Raw genomic sequence first — 19,575 nt, forward strand, 5'->3', positions numbered from 1 at the left:
ACAACCTTAAATCACACAACTAACTATCATTGATCATGTGTGTTAATTATTAAAAATATAACAAATTGCAAAATTTTTAACAAAAAACTAAATTTTTGATTATTTTTCTTAACCTATTTTGTGTGTTAATTGTTTATATGTAGTATTAACACTCAAGTTTGTATGTTAATTATCAAAAACCAGCAACAACACACATAATGTTACTTAATGAAACTATTAACATTACGCTAATGCACTTTTGTATATACTTTTCATATGTCAAAAATATTATTACTCGAAGATGATGAAATACTCTCAGAAACCTTGATTGAACTGTTGGAAAGTGAATCGTTTGAAGTGTTACATGTAAAGGATGGGGAGGCGGCGCTTGATGCTACTTTTGAAGAGAAATTTACTCTGTTGCTTTTGGATGTGAATGTTCCTTTGTTAAATGGTTTTGAACTCCTTCACAGTTTACGCCAAAGCGGAGACACTACCCCTGCTATTTTTCTCACCTCTTTAAGTGATGTTGCCTCATTGGCAAACGGCTTTGATGTCGGTGCGGATGACTACATTAAAAAGCCTTTTGATTTTGATGAACTCCTCATACGCATACACGCACTTTTAAAAAAAGCCTATCACACCTACCAAAATGAGTTACATGTAAATGATTTTCGCTTTGTTATTGACAAAGATGAGCTTTACAACAAGTCTGATTTTATACCACTCTCTCCATATGAGTTGCAAATTACAAAACTTTTTTTTCAAAACCTCAACAAAACAGTCCAAAAAGAGCTTATACTCGAAACTCTCAACGGAAACAAAGAGATGAGTGAGGGAGCCTTGCGGGTGCATATCAACAAGCTTCGTAAAATCGGACTTCCCATAACAACCATCAAAGGCATAGGATACCGTCTTGCATCATCATGAAAAACTGGCATTTTTAAAATTTTTTCTTGTCTATTTTATCAGTATCGCCTTACTTATTTTAGCTGCGGGATATTTTTATTTTCAACAGATGCAAAATCACCTTCTCAAAGAGGAAGAGTTTTCACTCATTGAATATGCCAGACATATAAAAATGGGAAGGCCATTGGATAAGTACAGCGGGGAGTATCATTATACTTTTAAAAACATACCAAAATATATTGACATCAAAAACTTCTCTCTTGGAGAAACAGAGTTTTCAAAATTACTGCCAATGAACAAAAAGGGAAAATATTTACAGGTATTTAAATCAAAAAAAAGTTTTAATGAAAAACGTTTCAGTTTACAGCAAAAAATAATAGCCATTCAGATTTTGCTCTTGCTTGTTTTTGCATATATCAGCTATATACTTGCAAAGAATGCCTTACAACCTCTACGGGAGAGTATTTTGACACTTGACAAGTTTGCAAAAGATCTCATTCATGACCTAAACACACCTGTCACTTCCATGCAGTTAAACATGAAACTCATAGAAAAAATTCCACAACTGCACAATACAAAAGCCCTGATACGATTGAAAAAGAGCATCAACAATATTTCAGAACTCCATGAAAACCTGACAATACTTCTGCAAGAGGAGACTTTTCAAATACACAGCCAAAATATCTGTCCTCTCATTCAAGAGGTTGCTGAGATACAAAAAACGCTTTACCCCGACATAACTTTTCAGATCAAATGCACTGCATTCAAAGCAAAAATAAACAAACATGCCATGAAACAGATACTACAAAACATCCTCTCAAATGCCTGCAAATACAATAAAAAAGACGGCTATGTAAAAATCTACCATAAAAACAATGCCTTATACATAGAAGATAACGGCAAAGGCATCAAAGAACCGGAAAAGATATTTGAACGCTCCTACAGTGATGAAAACAGCAGCGGTTTGGGACTTGACATTGTAAAAAGACTGGCATATGCTATGGATATAAAAATAGTTGTGCAAAAAAACGAGCCTGCAGGCACACGCTTTGTTTTAACTCTGCCTTAGGAAGTTGTATACCCTAAAACATATTCCAGTTCATATATGTTATTGACAATATACTCAAAATCACTGTAATTCTCCTCATCTGAGACTATCAGCAGTTCATCACCGATTTGCAGGTTCATTCTTGCATCAGGCATTAAGTATATTTTATCCCCTCTTTTAAGCAGCAAAAAGACTACATGTAACATCTCGTTTCTGTCAGCACGGGATCTTCTTAAATCTGCAAGGCTTATATTTTCACCTTTTTCAAGTCTTAATGTCAGTGCATACGCATTTGCGTCATTCAGCACTGTTTCAAAGTACATTGGATTCATCCCTGTGATGTTGTTAAGCATATGCACGATAATTCTCGCCCATTCATCATCTTTTTTGCGTGCTTCTTGTATAAACAGGTCAGCCAGAGGTCTTGCTATATAGCTGTATGTCGCATCAGCCAGTATTTTCTCCACTATATATATTTTGTTGATTTTAGATGCCTGAAATATGTTTAAATCATCCAATGTATTTTCACGTGCCATTGTAAATATTTTTGGATTGAGCTGTTTTGCCTTGTTTAAAATAGTAAGATTCAACAAATCATTTTGTGTTGCAGCTATAATACATACACTCTCTTTGACACCGAGTTCAAGCAGTCTGTGTACATCATCATCATCCCCGAAAATAGTTGTGTTTTTCTCTTCTATGTAGCGCTGTGAATCAAAATCTTCAATCACATACTCTATACCGGCTTTTTGCAATCCTTCCTGAATCGCTTTACCCATTCTCCCTTTACCGTATATAATGTATTTTCCCAAAGGGAACTGGTCTCTTTTTTTCAGTTTGAGTATGTGTCCGTACATCCACATCTCCAAAAGCCAGATATAGGGTGCCGTTATACCATAGTAGATGCGTTTTGAAATAATATCAAAAGGATTTTTCACATGTTTCAAATTCATACTTTTAAAGTGTTCAAGCTGAGCCTTTGAAGTCGCCTTGACTATAATATCAATTTTTTTATTGAGCAGTTTGGAGATGGTGGCTATTTTTGAATTCACCATATCATCTTCAAAAAGAGAGATGATACCTGCGCAGTTTTTTTGATGAATTCCGGCGATTTTAAGCATTTTTTGATTTGTTGCATCGCCTACAAACCCAGGAACATTTGGATAAAAATTTTCCAATATCAACTCGTCTATCTTCTCTTCGTCTTTATCCAAAACAACCAGCCTGTAGTTATGTCCGTTGAGTCTGTCAATAATACTTTTTGTTATCCCGTTATATCCAAGAATAATATAAAAAGGTTTGTTAATGTTTCTTACATGATTTCTGAACGAGTTCCTGTTTAGTGCTTTTTTGAGTGCCTCATCCTGTATTAGAGAGACAATCGCCCCTATCCCGTAAAACCATCCTATCACTGTAAAATAGATAGAAAAGCTCACCCACATCCGCTGTTCATAATTAAAAGTATACGGAGCCTCTCCAAAACCGATAGTACTTGCCATATAGGTCACAAAATAAAAGGCATCAAAAAAAGTCATCTGATAAGGGTTACCGTTGTTATCTGTCCCCTGAATCAGCACTAACCCCAGTATGGATATGGCAAAAGTAATAATAATGACTAAAAAAGGTGTTCTTAACCTTTTAAGAACAATCCATACAATCTGTTCATTCATATCTTTCTATCTTTTTGATTTGAGTGTATCGCCAACAAAGAGTATAACCGAGACTATATTTGCCAGGAGTGCTCCGCCTGAGAGTGAGACAATCGCTGTTGCGGCCTCTATATTTACATCACCAATTACATACATGGCAAAAGCCCAGACGGTTGCGGACGCGATAAGTTGAATATCTGCTACAATACTTGTTGCCAGTAAAACCGCTCCAAGCTGTGTTCTGTCTCCCAGTTTGAGTACTGTGGCTATCAGGTTGACAATAATCGCGGCAAAAAGTTCATAAGAACTGTGCTGTTCAAGTACCGTAGGCTCTCCGTAAAAAAAACCGAAATTGACTGTCATTGCCAAGATAAAAAATGACCCGGATATAATTTTATGCATATTCATAAATATACGCTCCAAAATAAAAGATACCCAATTGTACCTCTAATAAAATTAATTGTATATTTAAAATACTTACATGTAAGACGATTAACCAAAAATACCAACTTAAAGATATAATTTATAAATTTAACAACTAATGCCTTGTATAATAATATCAACAAATAAATAAAAAGATGAGCTATGACAGATATTACATACCCTTATGAAAATATGCAGGACTACACACTTCCAAGTTTGCTAAAACGCTCAGTAGAGCTGTACGGACCGAAAAAAGTATTGTCAAAGGTTGATCAAGAACCTATGAGCTATCAAGAGTTATATGAAAATGTACATGCCATGATCAAACTTTTAAAGAAAAACGGTGTCAGAAAAGGTGATAAAGTCGCCCTGCTCAGTGAAAATATGCCTAATTGGGCTGTTGCATATTTTGCTGTTACCTATTTTGGCGGTGTTATCGTTCCAATACTTCCCGATTTTCATCCCTCAGATGTACAACACATTATCAGGCACTCTGAAGCGAAAGCTGTTTTCGTATCACAGAAGCATCTGCAGACTATGGAAGAATTGGAAAATTCCAACATGAAATTTGTTATAAGATTGGATGATTTAACAATTGTTGATGAATTGACAAACCATAGTTATATTGCAAAACTGGCACAGAAAATGGCTTCCAAAGAACTTCCAAGACCAAAAGAAGATGATATGGCGGCGCTTTTGTATACCTCAGGTACGACAGGACACTCTAAAGGGGTCATGCTCTCACACAAAAACCTTGTTACCAATGCAATGAGCGCCTACAAAAATGTAACTGTTTTACCGGAAGATACTTTTCTTTCCATTTTGCCTTTAGCACACACTTTTGAATGTACTGTCGGTATGATACTACCGATTTTACATGGTGCGGACATTGTGTATCTCGACAAAACACCTACTCCCAATGTCCTTATAAAAGCCTTTGCCAGTGTCAGACCGACTATGATGCTCAGTGTGCCTCTCATCATAGAAAAGATATATAAAAATAAAATACTGCCGAAATTTACCGGTTCATTTGTCATGAGAACACTCTATGCCATCCCTTTTATACGCAAACTGCTCAATAAAATTGCCGGAAAAAAATTAATCGAAACATTCGGAGGCCGGATCAAGTTTTTCGGTATAGGCGGTGCAGCACTTTCTCCTTATGTAGAAAAATTTTTGGCAGAAGCCAATTTTCCATACATTGTAGGTTATGGTCTTACCGAAACATCTCCACTCATAGCGGGAGGAAGAATCGGCTACCCAATCAAGATAGGCTCTACCGGCTTGCCGATGGTTGGCGTTGAGGTGCAAATAAAAGATCCCAACCCGCAAAACGGTGAGGGAGAAATCATCACAAGATCACCAAGTATAATGATAGGCTATTACAAAGATGAAAAACAGACAAAAGAGGTCATCAGAGATGGTTGGTTTTATACCGGAGATTTGGGTTATATAGATGAAGACGGATATCTCTTTATCAGTGGAAGAAGTAAAAATGTGATTATCGGTCCCGGTGGAGAAAACATATATCCAGAACAGATAGAGGCTATCATTAATCAACATGAGGCGGTTCTTGATTCCCTTGTGATGGAAAAAGACGGAAAACTTGTTGCAAGAGTGCACCTGGACTATGAACTTATAGATAAAATGTTTAATGCCCACAATATGCCAGAAAATGAAGTCAGAGAAAAAATTGCTGAGTATCTGGAAAATATGCGCTTAGAAGTCAATTCACAGCTGGCTTCATTCTCTAAGATTCAAAAATTTATTGAGCAGATTGAGCCTTTTGTAAAAACGCCGACCAAGAAAATAAAAAGATACCTTTATACAGAATAAACAATAATGCCAAAGGAAAATATCATAGAAAATTTTAAAAAGGTTCTGCACAAAGATGAATCGGTTTTGGTACGGGCAAAAATATCAAAAACATTTTATTTGCCTATGATAAAACTCTATGCGCTGGGGTCTTTGCTGTTATTTATAGGATATGAGTATGAAATAGGTGTGATTGGCATTGTTTTGATGATTCGCACTTTTTTTGTCCATCTTGATGAAATAAAAGAGAAAAAATCCTACAACTGTCTGCTCACACAAAAAAGGCTTATTATTTTAAAAGGACGGGTGCAAAAAGAGATTTTTCCGATTAACCTTGAAGAGATCAGAACAATCTATATCAAGCCTTTCAGTAAAAGATTTGGCAAGATCATTGATGTTGGAACACTTGAAGTGATTACGACATCCGGCGGCAGGTATGTTATAAGCAATATAAAACAACCCTACCTTTATCACCGAGCCATTATTGGAGATATTGTCAGCGCAACACACTACTCAAATAAATCTAAAACAAATCAAAACTGAGGCTGAACAAAAGGAACAACCTGCTTTTTACGACTTAACACTCCGTCTAACCATACTCTATGGTTTTGCAGTTTGGTATTAAAAGCAGCTTCTATTTTTGCCTCATCATCACTCACAACCAAAAGTTTTGATCCCTCTTTCATAATATCTGTCAAAAGAATCAAAACAGTATGCAGACCGCCCTCTTCTTTCATCTTTTTCATATCTTCAAGCAGTTCTTCTTCACGAGGCTCGAGTACAGAAATATCTACCATTTCAAGTTGACCGATACCGACTTTTGTGCCGTTCATGTTAAACTCTTTATAGTCACGCGTATTTAAATCACGGGCACTGGCACCATCAACAGCGGATTTTACTATAAACATCTCCATTGCCAGTTTTTTATAGTCTGTTACTCCGGCAATCGCTGCCAGTTCTTTAACCGCTTTTGTATCGACTTTGGTACATGTAGGCGATTTAAATATAACTGTATCACTCAAAATTGCCATCATCATCAGTCCTGCAATCTCTTTTGGTACTTCCACACCGTAACATCTGTACATCTCATATATGACCGTGTTTGAACACCCTATAGGGCGAATCCACGCTTCAAGAGGCGTATCTGTTGTCAAATCACCGAGTTTATGATGATCTGCTATACCGATAATCGTCGCTTCATCAATATCATCTTGAAAATGTGCCTTGTCCGTAGAGTCCACTATGAAAACTCTCTCACCTGCGACAGAAGTTTTAAGCTCCGGCAACTCACCGCCAAATGTATCTAAAATAAACTGTGTTTCAGCAGTAATCTCACCCTGACGGGCAGGAATATACTCTTCTTTTTCTAGCTGATTTTTTAAATAAGATAAGGAGATAGCACCAACAATAGAATCACTATCAGGATTTTTGTGTCCAAAAACATATACTGACATTTTAAGCCTTTATTTTTTTTGCGAATTATACTATACTTTTATAAAAACTTCACCAGTTTATCAGTCATTTCAAGTGCAACATAAAGAGACTGGTTTCTACGTCTTTTGATGAAGTTGCAACTCTTTTTCAAGATATTCACCGGTATAAGAACCTGTTTTTTTATGGTTCTTTGCCAACACTTCAGGAGAGCCTTCTGCTATGATGAGTCCGCCGCCGCTTCCGCCTTCAGGACCCATATCTATGATATAGTCGGCATTTTTTATCATGTCAAGATTATGTTCTATGATAAGCATCGAGTTTCCGAGTTCGACAAACTTGTGCAGTACATTTGTCAGTCTGTCAACATCTGCAAAATGCAGACCTGTTGTCGGTTCATCCAAAATATAAAGTGTTTTTCCAGTATCTTTACGGCTCAACTCTTTGGAGAGTTTGATTCTTTGCGCTTCACCGCCTGAAAGTGTTACGGCATTTTGCCCCAGTGTAATGTATCCGAGTCCCACATCCACAAGTGTTTTCATTTTTTGGTGTATTTTAGGAATAGGTTTGAAAAACTCAAAAGCTTCATCAACACTCATTGCAAGCACATCCGCAATGGTTTTGCCTTTGTAAAAAACTTCCAAAGTCTGCTGGTTATACCGTTTGCCGCCACAGGCATCACATTTGACCATAATGTCAGGCAAAAAGTGCATCTCTATCTTGTTTTCACCCTCTCCCTGACACTTCTCACATCGACCGCCTTTGACGTTAAACGAAAATCTTGACGCAGTATAACCACGAATCTGGCTCTCTTTTGTCTGTGCAAAGAGGTTACGAATTTCATCCATCACACCCGTGTAGGTTGCCGGATTACTTCTTGGTGTCCGTCCTATCGGACTCTGGTCAAGGTATATTACTTTATCGACATGTTCTAACCCTGTGATTTCCACACCGGCAACTTTGTTCACTTTTCTTGCATGATTGAGCAGTTCTCTTGCTGTCGGCAAAAGAGTCTGCAGCATCAGTGAACTTTTTCCGCTCCCGCTTACCCCTGTAATACAGACAAAATTGTTCAAAGGAATCTTCGCACTCAGCTTTTCAATATTGTTAATCGTAACATTTTTAATTTCTATCCACTTTTCCTGCGGACGCCTGTAAAAATACTCAATTTTTTTACGCCCGTAAAGATAATCCGCTGTCAGTGTTTTGGCCTTTTTCAGTTTCTCGAGTGTGCCGCTAAAAACAACTTCACCGCCGAATTTTCCTGCACCGCTTCCGATATCTACGATAAAGTCTGCATTTTCTATTGTCTCTTTATCATGCTCAACCACTATTACAGTATTGCCTTTTTCCTGCAGACTTCTGAGTGTTCTTATAAGCTTTAAAGTATCGCGTTCGTGCAGACCAATGCTGGGCTCATCTAGTACATACATAACACCGGTAAGTCCAGAACCGATTTGTGAAGCGATGCGTATGCGTTGTGCTTCTCCTCCGCTTATGGTTCTGGCATCACGCCCCAAAGTAATGTAGCCAAGTCCTACATCATAAAGAAAGAAAAGTCGTTCTTTGATTTCGTTTAAAATAGGCTCTGCTATCATTCTTGACTGTGTGTCGAAATAGGAAAAATTTTCCTCATTGGCAAAAAATTCATAGGTTTTTGCTATAGGCATTTCAAGCAGTTGTGCGATTTTCGTATCTGCTACTTTTACCGCCAAAGATTCGCGTTTGAGCCTGTGTCCGCCACAGACATCACAAACCTTTTCGCTCATATAGTCTGAGAGTTCTTTTTCGTCTTTGAGCATATCATAGGCTATACGGATGATACCCGGGAAAATTCTTTTTACTTTATGGTTTTTCCACAAAAATTCTACTTCGTCTATATTTCCGTGTAAAATCGCTTTTTGCTGGTGCAAAGGCAATTCAGAATACGGTACTGTAACGTCAATGTCATTATGCGCACAAAAGCCCTTTAAAAAAGTAAAATAGTAGCCTTTGTTAAAACCGTAAACAATTTTTACAGCTCCCTTTTCTATACTCAGGTCACTGTCTATAATCTTTTCTGTATCAAGCGTATACCGTATGCCAAGTCCGTCACATTCGCTACAGGCACCTTTTGGCGAGTTAAAAGAGAAACTCAAAGGTTCAAGCGGTTCAAAACTTATTTTACAGTCAAAACAGGCATTGTGCTCCGAATAATGGATATGCTGTGGGCAGCCGAGTTCTTCATAGTTGAGTACCTCCACTTCCAGCTCACCATAGCTCTCTTTGAGTGCTTTTTCTACATCGGAGGCAATTCGCTCTTTATTTTCTTCTTTAACGATAACTCTGTCGACAACTACTTTTATAGTATGTTTTTTTGTTTTTGAAAGTTCTATCTCTTCATCAAGACGTACCATTACACCGTCAATTTGAGCACGTACGTAGCCTTTATGAACCAAAGATTCGATTAAATCCGCATAAGCGCCTTTGTTTTCCCGAACAAGCGGTGCCATGAGAACAAGTTTTGCCCCCTCAGGCAGCTTTGCAACTTCACCGATAATGTCAGAAGCCGACATTTGCGAAATCTTTTTGCCGCATTTGTGACAGTATTGAATTCCCACACGGGCATATAAAAGTCTAAAGTAGTCATATATTTCCGTAATCGTTCCGACAGTTGAACGCGGATTTTTTGAGGTTGTTTTTTGATCTATGGCTATAGCAGGTGTGAGTCCTTCTATTTTATCAACATCAGGTTTACCGACTCGGTCTAAAAACTGTCTGGCATACGAAGAGAGTGACTCCATATAACGACGCTGTCCCTCTGCATAGAGTGTATCAAAAGCCAATGTAGACTTTCCGCTTCCACTGAGTCCGGTCATCACAATCAATTCATTTTTAGGAATTGTCAAATTGATATTTTTTAAATTGTTTTCTCGCGCGCCGGTGATTTTAATTACATCTTTTTTTTTCATTATATACCTCAAAAAATTCTATAGAGTAAATATATTACTATAATCAGATAAAGAACAGTTAAGAGTTTTTTTTGCAGAGATACATTTAAGATATGATGCTTTAAATGTATGCCTGCATACACACCTGCCAATGATGCCAACCCTATAATAATTCCACTTGTATAATCAACATGACCGTGCAGTGTATGTGATATCAACCCCGAAACAGATGAAAACACAACAAAAAAGAGCCCTGCCGATGTAGCCTTTTTCAAAGGTACATGTAAAAATCCCACAAGGATAGGAACAAGAATCAGACTCCCGCCTACCCCTATGGACATGCTTATTGCCCCTATGACAAAACCTGTGACAAATAGCACTGCCTTGTTTACTTTTTTTTCGTGCTTATAGTCATGTGTTTTCATAAAAAGGCGGATAAGTGCAAATGCGGCAAATGCCAAAAAGACCATTTCCAATGTCTCATCACTGAAACTTGCCGTAATATTGCCGCTTAAAAGGGCACCGGTAAAACCGCCAAGTCCAATAATAACAACCATCAGGACATCAAGTGTGCCTTTTTTGTTATTCAGATAACTGCCGTAAACAGAGCTGAAAACCATCTGAATAACCGAAATGCCTATGGCAATTTTTGTTTCATATCCAAGCAGCAGCAACAGTGGTACAAGAATTGTTCCACCGCCTATTCCGAAAAGCCCGGACAGCAAACCGACAAAAGTACCAAGCAAGATTAATTCAATCATTATTATCCATAACTTTTTTGGAATTATACCCCAATATAAATAATAGTTTAATTTTACTTTGTGTTTCATTCAAGTATAATCAATCAATTATAATAAGGGTCGATAATGCTAGAGAGCTTAAAAGAAGCAGCAGAAAACTTTTGCGTACATCAAATCGGAGCTTCATGCGAAATAAAAGATGCCCCGACGAACAAGAGAACACTTATTGCTTACATAGATGTGCAGGCTCAAGACCAGAAGCGCTACAGAGTGTATATAGCTTCTGACAATGATTTTATGCAGAAAGTTTCAAAACTGTTTTTAGAAGAAGAAAAAAGTGATGAAGAGACGCTCAAAGAGATGACACTTGAAACTGCGAATCTTATTATAGGAAGCGCCAAAGTCATTGCTGAGGAACTTGGAATTTCATATACAATGGGAACGCCTCATTTTGCAAAAGTCGGAGAATTTGACTTTAGCTTTGATGAGCGCAAAGTCGTTCATATAGACAATGCCGAACTCATTATTGCCATTAAGGAATTAGATGCCTGATACAAAAAAATTTGACCTGCAAGAAGAACTTTCATGGATGGACTACTCCGGTATACTTGATATGGAAGTTGAATTTATTGCTGATTTGGGAGAAACCGAACTGAGTGTTGCAGAAGTTTTAAAGCTTGAAAAAGGATCTATTATCGATTTAAAAAAACCGGCAGGAGAGAGTGTTGAGTCTTATGTCAACGGACGTATTATAGGAAAAGGAGAAGTGATGGTTTATGAAAAAAACCTCGCTATCCGCATCAATGAAGTGCTGGATTCAAGTGCTGTACTCTACTACCTGTCAAAAGAGAGATTATGATTAAAATTTTACTACTTTTCGTCCTGCCCTTTTCCCTGTATGCTTCAAAAATTTTAAGCTATAATATTTATGAAAGAACTGACAGAGCCGATGTCATGATTACTTTTGACACACCTTACACAGGGCAGATAAAGCAGAGTATCAGTAAATCCAAAATCATCATAAAACTTGAAGATGCCACGATAGAATCACCAAAAATAAAAAAAGTTTCTTCCCAATATTTGCACTCATTGACTATTACACCGCTTAACAATGAAACCCTGATTGTTGCTTCGATCTCTCCATCAACAAAACTTATTGCCTCAAAAACATCTGACGGCTATGGATTGAGATTGCGCTTTACAAACAAAACAGCTGTAAAATCATCAACTTTTAAAAAAGCACCATCCTCTTCTGTAAATTCACTCAGTGCACTGCCGACAAAAAAAGATGATACAATGTCTTCAAGTTATTATATTGTAGTTGCTATTTTAGTCCTTGGAATTCTTATACTTTTATATATCAAGAAAAAAATGAAACCTCTCCCTTCAAATACGCAAACATCAAATAACAACTGGCTTTTTAAAGATACAAAAAAATCCCCTTTACAAAATGACAACACTGACATGACAGAACAAAATGTCAGTATACGGTTTCAAAAAGCCATAAATGAGAAGAACAGTGTTGTCATGCTTGACTTTGGCAATCAAAGCTACCTGGTTCTTATGGGCAACGGCAATATACTTCTGGACAAATTTACAGATAACAAGCCGACGTCCCAACAGGAGTTTGATGAGATTTTACAAAGCAGGCATGAAGATTTAGAAAATTTTTTAGGTAAATCGCAAACATCACAAAAGCAGGAACCTCTTCAGGCATACAAAGAAAGAGCCGCAAACATAGCCTATGAAATGCAGTAAAAAACTACTTTTCGTTTGGTTTTTGACTCTCTCTTTTGAAACGTTCTTTAAGGAGTTTTTTAATTGTATTGACCTGGGATATACTTAACAAATAGCTCTCATTCATCAATTTGTTGATATGAAATACTTCTGTTACAGTAATTCCGTAAGGATCTTTTTTCTCTTTCACAACTTTCCCGTCATTAAAACTGTACAGATAAAGGTTCTTACGGGTTGTCTGTATGTAATATGTCACTACAATCTCATCAGAATGTTTCTTTTCCAAGGCAACAACCACCCGTTGTTCTTGCGAATATTCACCCTCTTTTAAAGGCAGTATATTTTTCATATCTTTTACAGTCAAAAAACCGACATAAAATTTATTGTATAAATCATGATATCTTTGCACTTTTTCAGTCATCAAAAAATTCATATCTATGACATATTTTTTATTTGCCCGTATTGTTTTGGTAATCCAGCTCATCGTATTATAATACCTGAACGGATGAAGTTTCAGCATATGTGCTTCTATCATCTTCTTGGAATTTATTTTGTCTTTTGGCAAAAGTTTTTGTTTGTCGAGTTTTGTAATATATTCTAAAACTTCTGCAGCCGAGAACTCTTTTGTAAACCATACCTTACAGTATGACGGGAACTGCTTGGCACCTGTGGCACCTTCATTTAAGATAATTAATGATTTGATTGTGTAGTTCGGAAAGATAATTTCCAAAAGTGCTTTTTTCTTTCTCAGCCTGCGACGCAGTTTCAATACAGACTTTACCAATGTCATTTCAACAAAATAAAGTTCATTGTTTTTTGTCAAAAACATCGCATCAAATTCACTGATTTCACGGCTTTTTGTTCGGTAGACTATTTGTTCTTTCTCGCTTATGGAAAGAGTATTTGCATAGGCTTTGCTTTTTCCCTGATGAAAACCCTTGAGTACAAATTTCGTTATATAGTCATTCTCTTCTGCGTAACGCAAAAGCTTCTCATAAATAAAATTTTCATACACTTCCCCCTCAAAGGAACGGTAAGAACTCAAATAGGAGGGGTCATCCAGATCAATGCCTTTTTTAATCAAAGAGAGTAAATGTTTTGTATTATAGACATAATGAAGTAGATTATCTGCTATATCTTCTTTTTCTAAATTTTTAATTGCTGGAGAAATTTCTAACATCAGAGTGTCATCTCACTGTTTTTAAAGAAGTCATCTATGACTGAGCGGTACGTTGCTATATCATCAATTGAATTTACTTCATTTCTCAAAACTGATGCGCCTCGATACCCTTTAGCGTAGGTATGGGTATGTTTTCTAAACATTGCAACACCGTGCTGTCCGTAGAACTCTATCATTTTGTCAAAATGTTCCATAATAATTTCATGCTTGAGGCTTTGTTCAATATGTTCGGTCCCGGTTTTAAGTTGGTGAAATATCCACGGAGCACCTACTGCACCGCGACCTATCATAACCCCGTCAGCACCGGTATGTTCAAGCACCCATTTGGCTTTTTCATAAGAGTCTATATCACCGTTTGCAATCACCGGAATATTTACAGCCTCTTTAATCTCTCTTATCGCATCATAATCAACAGCTGCTTTAAACTTGCCGGTTCGTGTTCTTCCGTGCACTGCAATAAAATCTGCACCGCTGTCCTGCACAACTTTTGCAATATCCACATGGTTTTTCTTTTCAAAGCCCAATCTTATTTTAACACTGGTCATATTTTTATTGGAAGTATTTTTAATAGTTTTTATAATATCTCCCATTAGAGGAAGGTCCAAAAGAAGAGAACTGCCACTTCCGTGACCCACAACTTTTGGTACAGGACAGCCACAGTTCAGGTCAATAATGTCAATTCCGTCCTGTTCGTTTAATATTTCAACAGCACGACGCACAATATCAACATCAGCACCCGCAATTTGTACAGAATACGGATCTTCCAAAGAAGATTTTTCCAGCATATGAAGTGTTTTTTGTGAACCGTGAGCCAGAGCATTTGAGCTCAACATTTCACTGACAGTCAAATCTGCTCCAAATTTTTTCACCACACTTCTAAAAGGAAGATCAGTAAAGCCCGCCAATGGGGCTAATACATATAATGGCTTGTCAAAGGAGAGTTTTGTTTTTTTCATTATTAGAGAAACATATCTATACTGAAATTTTGTCCACACTCTTTAAGCGCACGATAGGCTTTAAAGTTCTGATACTCATCAGGCTGGGAGTTGTCAAGAATAGCATTGGCCGGTGCTATCATTTCAAGGTCATAAAGTGTATAAAGATACGCATCTACAGCATCTTCATCTTCTTCAGACAATGTTTCAAAAAGTTTTATTCTCTGTTCAGGAATCATACCGCCTTTAGAGAGAATTGAAGAAATTTCAATATAGTCTTTCTTGCTGAGATCAAGTTTTTTAAATAAGTCTATAAGCACTTCATTGCTGATTTTCAAAATATTTTCATCAGCATTAATTCTTGAGAGGATTACATGTAAAGCCTCTTTTGTTAAAAAGGATTTATATTTTTCAATGCCGCTTAATGGTGCAGTTTTGACATAATCCACATAGACTTCTTTACATATACTGTCATCATATTTGGTACAGTTTGTCAGAATATTTTCTGCACTTATCTGACCTTTTTTGTATCTGTTTCTTTCGTTTTGTATCACAAGTTCATTGTCAGACGGTAAATTGTACGGTTTAAGATCCACAACTTCACCGTTTTTGACATCTTGAATAATACGCAGTACTTTTTCAATTTTTTCGTTATTAATTTTACCAATAATCTCTCCGACCGGGTGCATCTCACTATTTTGCAAAAGTGTTCCCAATAGAGTATATCTGTCGGTTTTAAATGTATAATTTCTCTCTTTTTTTCCCAGGTAGGCATCAATAACAGCATTAATAAGCTTTTCATAATCTTTTTCATATTTACGTAATCGAAAATTGCCGATAATTGAATAGAATGTCATATGTGCCACGCTTGCAAGGTAGAGGATAAATATCGGTATGATTACCCATAAAGCGATAGACAGTGACGGCATAGGAATGCCAAACAGATCTATACTCATGTTTTCCTGTGTTACATATGCATAAACATACCAACCGACAAGTCCCATCCAAACCAATGCAGCTATTGTGTACCTTTTAATATACATTCTTCAATCCTTTATTTAGATTTCTCTACTATTTCTCTACAGTCAATGCAGTATGCAGCATGTGGTTTTACTTTCAGTCTTTGAAACCCTATCTCATCTTCACACATTTCACAAATACCATAACCACCGTTTTTAATTTTAGAGAGTATTTTTTCAATCTCTTCCAATTCCTGCTTTTGCTGCTCTATTATAGCACCTTCTACCATAGAATTGTTATTTGCCGAAGCATGATCACCTTCATCATTTAAATCTAACGAGCTCAGCTCACTTAATTCTGTTCGGACACCCTGAATGTTTTTTTCTATCTGTTCTTTTCGACTCAGTAGTAATTCTTTAAAATATGTTAACTCACTTGCTTGCACTTATATTTCCCTTTTATTTATGATATGGATGATTGCTCAGTATAGCAAAACCTCTATAGATCTGTTCCAATAAAACCACCTTGGCAATTTTATGACTCATTGTTATTTTGCCTAAACTGATAACAGCATTGCTTTGGTCTAAAAAATCTTTTTCAAAACCATATGCTCCGCCTATAAAAAATTTTACGGACATTTTATCATTTAGTAGCTTACTAAATTCAAAACTGTCCACTGGTTTTCCATCTGGATGCAAAGTTATACAGAAATCTTTCCCAATATAAGCTTCTAAAGCTTTGGTATATGCTTTTTGAGCGACCTCTGGGGAAATTGTGTGTGCTTTTGTTACATCTTTTGAAAAAATCTCCGTATCTTTTACAGTTGCGAACCTTGATATCATTTTTGTCAACTCTTTATACAACGGATCGTAAAGTGTTTTTTCTCTTTTTGCTATAGAGACGATTTCTATATTCATTGGAATAAACCGCTCCCGATTACATTGTATGTTACATGTTCAAATGAATCATTGAGTTTCACACCGCCTATAGCAGCTACATGGTGTCTGGATTTTGAGGCAATGGTATCCAGGGTATCGCCAAGAAGACTTGATACATCTTTTTTTGTATCAGTATTTCTGTATGCGCCAAGTCCTATATAATTTAAATCCATTGCATTTGCCTGCAGAACTTCTTCTTCATTATGCGTTGAAATGCCTAAAATTTTGTCTTCATTTATAACACTTCGTAAAATTTTGACTGCCTTGAATACATCTGTATCTATAGCTTTAAGATCTTCCTGCCCTACATGCACACCATCGCAGAATTCAACAAGCTCATAAGCATCATTTACTATCAAAAAACCGTCATAGAGTTTTCTGATTTTTATCAATTGTGCTTTAACAAAGGCAATGTCTGCATTTTTATTTCGATATTGTATAATTTCAGCATTCTTCTTTTTTGCAATACCTATAAAGGATTCCAAAGAAATTCCTTTTTTGTCAAGCATGTCCTGGTCACATAACGCATAGAGTCTCATATCAGTCTTTTTTCAGTAAAGTCAGCATATCAGAGAGGGTTTTTTTCAACTTGTTTCGATTGACAATCATATCAATAGAACCGTGTTCGAGTAAAAATTCGGCTCGTTGAAATCCCTCAGGCAACTCTGAGCCAATAGTCTGTTCAATAACTCTTTGTCCTGCAAAACCGATTAACGCTCCCGGTTCCGCTATAATAATGTCACCGAGATTGGCAAAAGAGGCACTCACTCCGCCCATCGTCGGGTCCGTAAGCACAGAGATAAAAGGCAGTTTGTGATTGGAAAGTTTTGCCAGCGCTGCCGAAGTTTTACTCATTTGCAACAATGAAAAAGTCGACTCCTGCATTCTTGCTCCACCTGAGGCACTCAGTATAATCAAACCCTGTTTTTTTTCTATGGCTCTATGAGCTGCCCGAACAATTTTTTCACCCTCAACTGATCCCAAAGAACCACCCATAAAAGCAAAATCAAAAATGACAAGCTGTACATCAACCCCGTTCATTTTACATTCACCGCTTACGACTGATGATTTTCTTCCTGTCTTTGCATAGGCTTCTTCAAGACGTTTTTTATAAGGTTTTTTGTCAACAAAATTCAACGGATCTACAGGTTCCAACGAAGCGTCATACTCTACAAATGTTCCCTCGTCTGCAAGCATGTTGAGTCTCTCTTTTACACCTATACGGATGTGGTACCCGCATTTTGGACATACATAATTTTGGTTTTCAACTTCTTTGTAGTACATCAAAGAGTGGCATGATTTGCATTTAATCCAATGTGATCCCGCTTCGGCTTTTTCCGGTTGTTTATTGTCAAATGTTTTTGTAAAAAGGTTTAGTAAATTCAAAAAAAATCCTTAAATTATATAATGTGGCTTTATTATAACAAATTAATGTTGATTTTAAAGAATTTTTGAAAATATTTTTGTAGAAGAAAGGCAGATATACTCATCAAAAACAAGTAAATCTGCTTGAACTTATTGCAATAAAGAGTCTATAATACTTCTTGCTGCCTCACGACCGTCATATGCCGCTGTAACAACCAAATCAGCACCACGAAAACAATCGCCTCCGGCATATATACCGGGTGTTGTTGTTTCGTATGTCTCTTCATTCACGATAATCCCACCCCATGAATTTGTCTCTATGCCGTTTTCAGCTAAAAACGACGGCACAACAGGATCAAATCCAAGTGACATTATAACCACATCTGCATTCACTCTAAAGTGTGAACCTTTTACTTCTTCCATGCGTTGGCGCCCTGAAGCATCTTTGGCACCCAGAGTTGTTTTTACAACTTCGACTGCCACTGCACGTCCTTCTTCATTTAATATAATCTCTTTGGGTGCTGCAAGAAATGTAAAATCCACACCCTCTTCCATTGCATTTTTATACTCTTTTTTACTGCCCGGCATATTTTTTTCATCTCTTCGATACAAACATGTGACAGATTTTGCACCTTCGCGTTTTGCGGTTCTCAAACAATCCATCGCCGTATCACCTCCACCGATGACCACAACATTTAAATCTTTAAAATCAAATTTTTTATCATACGGCTGTTTAAAATTCTTTCTTTGTATGTTTGTAAGATAATCCATTGCCTTGTAAACATTTGGTGCATTTTCACCGGCGATACCCGCACTTTTTGCTTTTGTTGCACCAACGCCAATAAACATTGCATCATGTTCATTCGCAATAGTTTCAAACTCTATATCACGTCCCACTTCACTGTTGAGTACAAGTGTCAATCCGGCCTCTTCCAAAAGTTTCACACGTCTCTCAACTACTTTTTTATCAAGTTTGAAATTTGGAATACCATATGTCAAAAGACCGCCTGCACGGTCACTTTTTTCATACATAGTCACAGCAATGCCTGAGCGCAAAAGATAGGTAGCCGCAGAAAGTCCTGCAGGACCACTTCCTATAACAGCAACTTTTTTATCTGTTGTTATTCCAGGAAAATCCGGTGTATATCCTGCTTTAAATCCTGCTTCAGTGATATGCGTTTCAACAGAACCGATAGTAATCGCCCCGTGCCCGTCATTTAAGGTACAATCCCCTTCACAGAGTCTGTCATGCGGACATACTCTTCCCATAACTTCCGGGAAAGGAGAAGGTTCATTGGAGAGTTTAAAAGCAAATTCCAGATCTTTTTCGGCAATAGACTTGAGCCATTGAGGAATATAATTGTGCAAAGGACATTTGTTTAAACAAAACGGATCACCGCACTGAATACATCTGTCACTCTGTGTTGCTGCCTCGTCTTTATCAAAGACTTCGTAAATTTCACCAAAATCTTTTGTTCTGTCAACAACCAGTCTTTTTGCCGGGTCAATTCTCTCAGTTTTTAGGTATTCGCGCAT

At 37.0% G+C, this 19,575-nt stretch carries 20 protein-coding genes; 7 read left to right on the forward strand and 13 right to left on the reverse strand.

What is annotated here, in order from left to right:
* Positions 1 to 255: 255 nt before the first annotated feature.
* Both LCX93_RS06960 and LCX93_RS06965 read left to right on the forward strand, forming a co-directional pair.
* Positions 256 to 909 (forward strand): response regulator transcription factor, encoded by a 654-nt coding sequence (locus LCX93_RS06960; RefSeq protein ID WP_226065364.1) that lies wholly within the window; start codon positions 256 to 258, stop codon positions 907 to 909.
* Positions 896 to 1,957: a sensor histidine kinase gene (locus tag LCX93_RS06965; protein ID WP_226065366.1), complete on the forward strand. Its 1,062-nt coding sequence runs from the start codon at positions 896 to 898 to the stop codon at positions 1,955 to 1,957. Before LCX93_RS06960 ends, LCX93_RS06965 begins: the two co-directional genes overlap by 14 nt.
* On the opposite strand, the gene LCX93_RS06970 is transcribed toward LCX93_RS06965, so the two are convergent.
* Positions 1,954 to 3,606, reverse strand: a complete 1,653-nt coding sequence (locus LCX93_RS06970) for an NAD-binding protein (RefSeq protein ID WP_226065368.1) — start codon at positions 3,604 to 3,606, stop codon at positions 1,954 to 1,956. The genes LCX93_RS06965 and LCX93_RS06970 overlap by 4 nt on opposite strands.
* Before the next feature lie 6 nt (positions 3,607 to 3,612).
* Entirely contained in the window at positions 3,613 to 3,993 is a 381-nt protein-coding gene (locus tag LCX93_RS06975; protein WP_193149899.1) for a DUF6394 family protein, read from the reverse strand.
* A gap of 177 nt (positions 3,994 to 4,170) precedes the next feature.
* On the opposite strand from LCX93_RS06975, the gene LCX93_RS06980 reads away from it, so the two are divergent.
* Complete coding sequence (locus LCX93_RS06980; RefSeq protein ID WP_226065370.1) at positions 4,171 to 5,844, forward strand: AMP-binding protein; 1,674 nt, start codon at positions 4,171 to 4,173, stop codon at positions 5,842 to 5,844.
* A gap of 6 nt (positions 5,845 to 5,850) precedes the next feature.
* Complete coding sequence (locus tag LCX93_RS06985) at positions 5,851 to 6,366, forward strand: hypothetical protein (RefSeq protein WP_226065372.1); 516 nt, start codon at positions 5,851 to 5,853, stop codon at positions 6,364 to 6,366.
* On the opposite strand, the gene LCX93_RS06990 is transcribed toward LCX93_RS06985, so the two are convergent.
* The 3 genes from LCX93_RS06990 to LCX93_RS07000 all read right to left on the reverse strand — a co-directional run bounded on the left by LCX93_RS06990 (position 6,357) and on the right by LCX93_RS07000 (position 10,945).
* Positions 6,357 to 7,277, reverse strand: a complete 921-nt coding sequence (locus tag LCX93_RS06990; RefSeq protein WP_226065374.1) for a manganese-dependent inorganic pyrophosphatase — start codon at positions 7,275 to 7,277, stop codon at positions 6,357 to 6,359. The two genes, LCX93_RS06985 and LCX93_RS06990, sit on opposite strands and share 10 nt — an antisense overlap.
* A gap of 96 nt (positions 7,278 to 7,373) precedes the next feature.
* Complete coding sequence (uvrA, locus tag LCX93_RS06995; RefSeq protein WP_226065376.1) at positions 7,374 to 10,205, reverse strand: excinuclease ABC subunit UvrA; 2,832 nt, start codon at positions 10,203 to 10,205, stop codon at positions 7,374 to 7,376.
* Between the two features lie 8 nt (positions 10,206 to 10,213).
* On the reverse strand, positions 10,214 to 10,945 hold the full coding sequence (locus LCX93_RS07000; RefSeq protein WP_226065378.1) for a sulfite exporter TauE/SafE family protein: 732 nt from the start codon (positions 10,943 to 10,945) through the stop codon (positions 10,214 to 10,216).
* Between the two features lie 105 nt (positions 10,946 to 11,050).
* Between LCX93_RS07000 and LCX93_RS07005 the strand changes: the two genes are divergently transcribed.
* From LCX93_RS07005 to LCX93_RS07015, 3 genes are read left to right on the forward strand one after another with little or no spacing between them, the layout of a single operon-like run.
* The gene (locus LCX93_RS07005) at positions 11,051 to 11,476 is read left to right on the forward strand and encodes a chemotaxis protein CheX (protein WP_226065380.1); all 426 of its coding nucleotides are present in this window, start codon (positions 11,051 to 11,053) and stop codon (positions 11,474 to 11,476) included.
* Positions 11,469 to 11,783, forward strand: a complete 315-nt coding sequence (gene fliN / locus LCX93_RS07010) for a flagellar motor switch protein FliN (RefSeq protein ID WP_151900200.1) — start codon at positions 11,469 to 11,471, stop codon at positions 11,781 to 11,783. The genes LCX93_RS07005 and fliN overlap by 8 nt, the downstream gene beginning before the upstream one ends.
* On the forward strand, positions 11,780 to 12,682 hold the full coding sequence (locus LCX93_RS07015; protein ID WP_226065382.1) for a hypothetical protein: 903 nt from the start codon (positions 11,780 to 11,782) through the stop codon (positions 12,680 to 12,682). Before fliN ends, LCX93_RS07015 begins: the two co-directional genes overlap by 4 nt.
* Before the next feature lie 4 nt (positions 12,683 to 12,686).
* Here LCX93_RS07015 and LCX93_RS07020 read toward each other — a convergent pair whose 3' ends face one another.
* From LCX93_RS07020 to LCX93_RS07055, 8 genes are all read right to left on the reverse strand, one after another.
* A complete protein-coding gene (locus tag LCX93_RS07020; RefSeq protein ID WP_226065384.1) occupies positions 12,687 to 13,841 on the reverse strand; it encodes a hypothetical protein in 1,155 nt (384 codons plus the stop codon).
* Positions 13,841 to 14,797 carry a tRNA dihydrouridine synthase DusB gene (gene dusB / locus LCX93_RS07025; protein ID WP_226065387.1) on the reverse strand — a complete coding sequence of 319 codons (957 nt, stop codon included), beginning with the start codon at positions 14,795 to 14,797 and terminating at the stop codon, positions 13,841 to 13,843. The genes LCX93_RS07020 and dusB overlap by 1 nt, the downstream gene beginning before the upstream one ends.
* 2 nt (positions 14,798 to 14,799) lie before the next feature.
* Entirely contained in the window at positions 14,800 to 15,819 is a 1,020-nt protein-coding gene (locus LCX93_RS07030) for a hypothetical protein (RefSeq protein WP_226065389.1), read from the reverse strand.
* A gap of 11 nt (positions 15,820 to 15,830) precedes the next feature.
* Positions 15,831 to 16,181 (reverse strand): RNA polymerase-binding protein DksA, encoded by a 351-nt coding sequence (dksA, locus tag LCX93_RS07035; protein WP_226065391.1) that lies wholly within the window; start codon positions 16,179 to 16,181, stop codon positions 15,831 to 15,833.
* A gap of 13 nt (positions 16,182 to 16,194) precedes the next feature.
* Positions 16,195 to 16,653, reverse strand: coding sequence for a 23S rRNA (pseudouridine(1915)-N(3))-methyltransferase RlmH (locus LCX93_RS07040; RefSeq protein WP_226065393.1), 459 nt, complete (start codon positions 16,651 to 16,653; stop codon positions 16,195 to 16,197).
* The gene (locus LCX93_RS07045) at positions 16,650 to 17,213 is read right to left on the reverse strand and encodes a thiamine phosphate synthase (protein ID WP_226065395.1); all 564 of its coding nucleotides are present in this window, start codon (positions 17,211 to 17,213) and stop codon (positions 16,650 to 16,652) included. Before LCX93_RS07045 ends, LCX93_RS07040 begins: the two co-directional genes overlap by 4 nt.
* Position 17,214: 1 nt before the next feature.
* Positions 17,215 to 18,060: an acetyl-CoA carboxylase, carboxyltransferase subunit beta gene (gene accD / locus LCX93_RS07050; protein ID WP_226065398.1), complete on the reverse strand. Its 846-nt coding sequence runs from the start codon at positions 18,058 to 18,060 to the stop codon at positions 17,215 to 17,217.
* Between the two features lie 129 nt (positions 18,061 to 18,189).
* A complete protein-coding gene (locus tag LCX93_RS07055) occupies positions 18,190 to 19,575 on the reverse strand; it encodes a glutamate synthase subunit beta (protein ID WP_226065400.1) in 1,386 nt (461 codons plus the stop codon).

Origin of the sequence: Sulfurimonas sp. SWIR-19 (assembly GCF_020410885.1) — a bacterium.
Classification (GTDB): domain Bacteria; phylum Campylobacterota; class Campylobacteria; order Campylobacterales; family Sulfurimonadaceae; genus Sulfurimonas; species Sulfurimonas sediminis.

Bases quoted from the DNA above. Each gene is read 5' to 3' on its own strand.
- LCX93_RS06960 (WP_226065364.1), top strand. From the start codon at position 256: ATGTCAAAAATATTATTACTCGAAGATGATGAAATACTCTCAGAAACC.
- LCX93_RS06970 (WP_226065368.1), bottom strand. From the start codon at position 3,606: ATGAATGAACAGATTGTATGGATTGTTCTTAAAAGGTTAAGAACACCT.
- LCX93_RS06975 (WP_193149899.1), bottom strand. From the start codon at position 3,993: ATGAATATGCATAAAATTATATCCGGGTCATTTTTTATCTTGGCAATG.
- LCX93_RS06980 (WP_226065370.1), top strand. From the start codon at position 4,171: ATGACAGATATTACATACCCTTATGAAAATATGCAGGACTACACACTT.
- LCX93_RS06985 (WP_226065372.1), top strand. From the start codon at position 5,851: ATGCCAAAGGAAAATATCATAGAAAATTTTAAAAAGGTTCTGCACAAA.
- LCX93_RS06990 (WP_226065374.1), bottom strand. From the start codon at position 7,277: ATGTCAGTATATGTTTTTGGACACAAAAATCCTGATAGTGATTCTATT.
- uvrA (WP_226065376.1), bottom strand. From the start codon at position 10,205: ATGAAAAAAAAAGATGTAATTAAAATCACCGGCGCGCGAGAAAACAAT.
- LCX93_RS07000 (WP_226065378.1), bottom strand. From the start codon at position 10,945: ATGATTGAATTAATCTTGCTTGGTACTTTTGTCGGTTTGCTGTCCGGG.
- LCX93_RS07005 (WP_226065380.1), top strand. From the start codon at position 11,051: ATGCTAGAGAGCTTAAAAGAAGCAGCAGAAAACTTTTGCGTACATCAA.
- fliN (WP_151900200.1), top strand. From the start codon at position 11,469: ATGCCTGATACAAAAAAATTTGACCTGCAAGAAGAACTTTCATGGATG.
- LCX93_RS07015 (WP_226065382.1), top strand. From the start codon at position 11,780: ATGATTAAAATTTTACTACTTTTCGTCCTGCCCTTTTCCCTGTATGCT.
- LCX93_RS07020 (WP_226065384.1), bottom strand. From the start codon at position 13,841: ATGTTAGAAATTTCTCCAGCAATTAAAAATTTAGAAAAAGAAGATATA.
- dusB (WP_226065387.1), bottom strand. From the start codon at position 14,797: ATGAAAAAAACAAAACTCTCCTTTGACAAGCCATTATATGTATTAGCC.
- LCX93_RS07030 (WP_226065389.1), bottom strand. From the start codon at position 15,819: ATGTATATTAAAAGGTACACAATAGCTGCATTGGTTTGGATGGGACTT.
- LCX93_RS07040 (WP_226065393.1), bottom strand. From the start codon at position 16,653: ATGAATATAGAAATCGTCTCTATAGCAAAAAGAGAAAAAACACTTTAC.
- LCX93_RS07045 (WP_226065395.1), bottom strand. From the start codon at position 17,213: ATGAGACTCTATGCGTTATGTGACCAGGACATGCTTGACAAAAAAGGA.
- LCX93_RS07055 (WP_226065400.1), bottom strand. From the start codon at position 19,575: ATGCGCGAATACCTAAAAACTGAGAGAATTGACCCGGCAAAAAGACTG.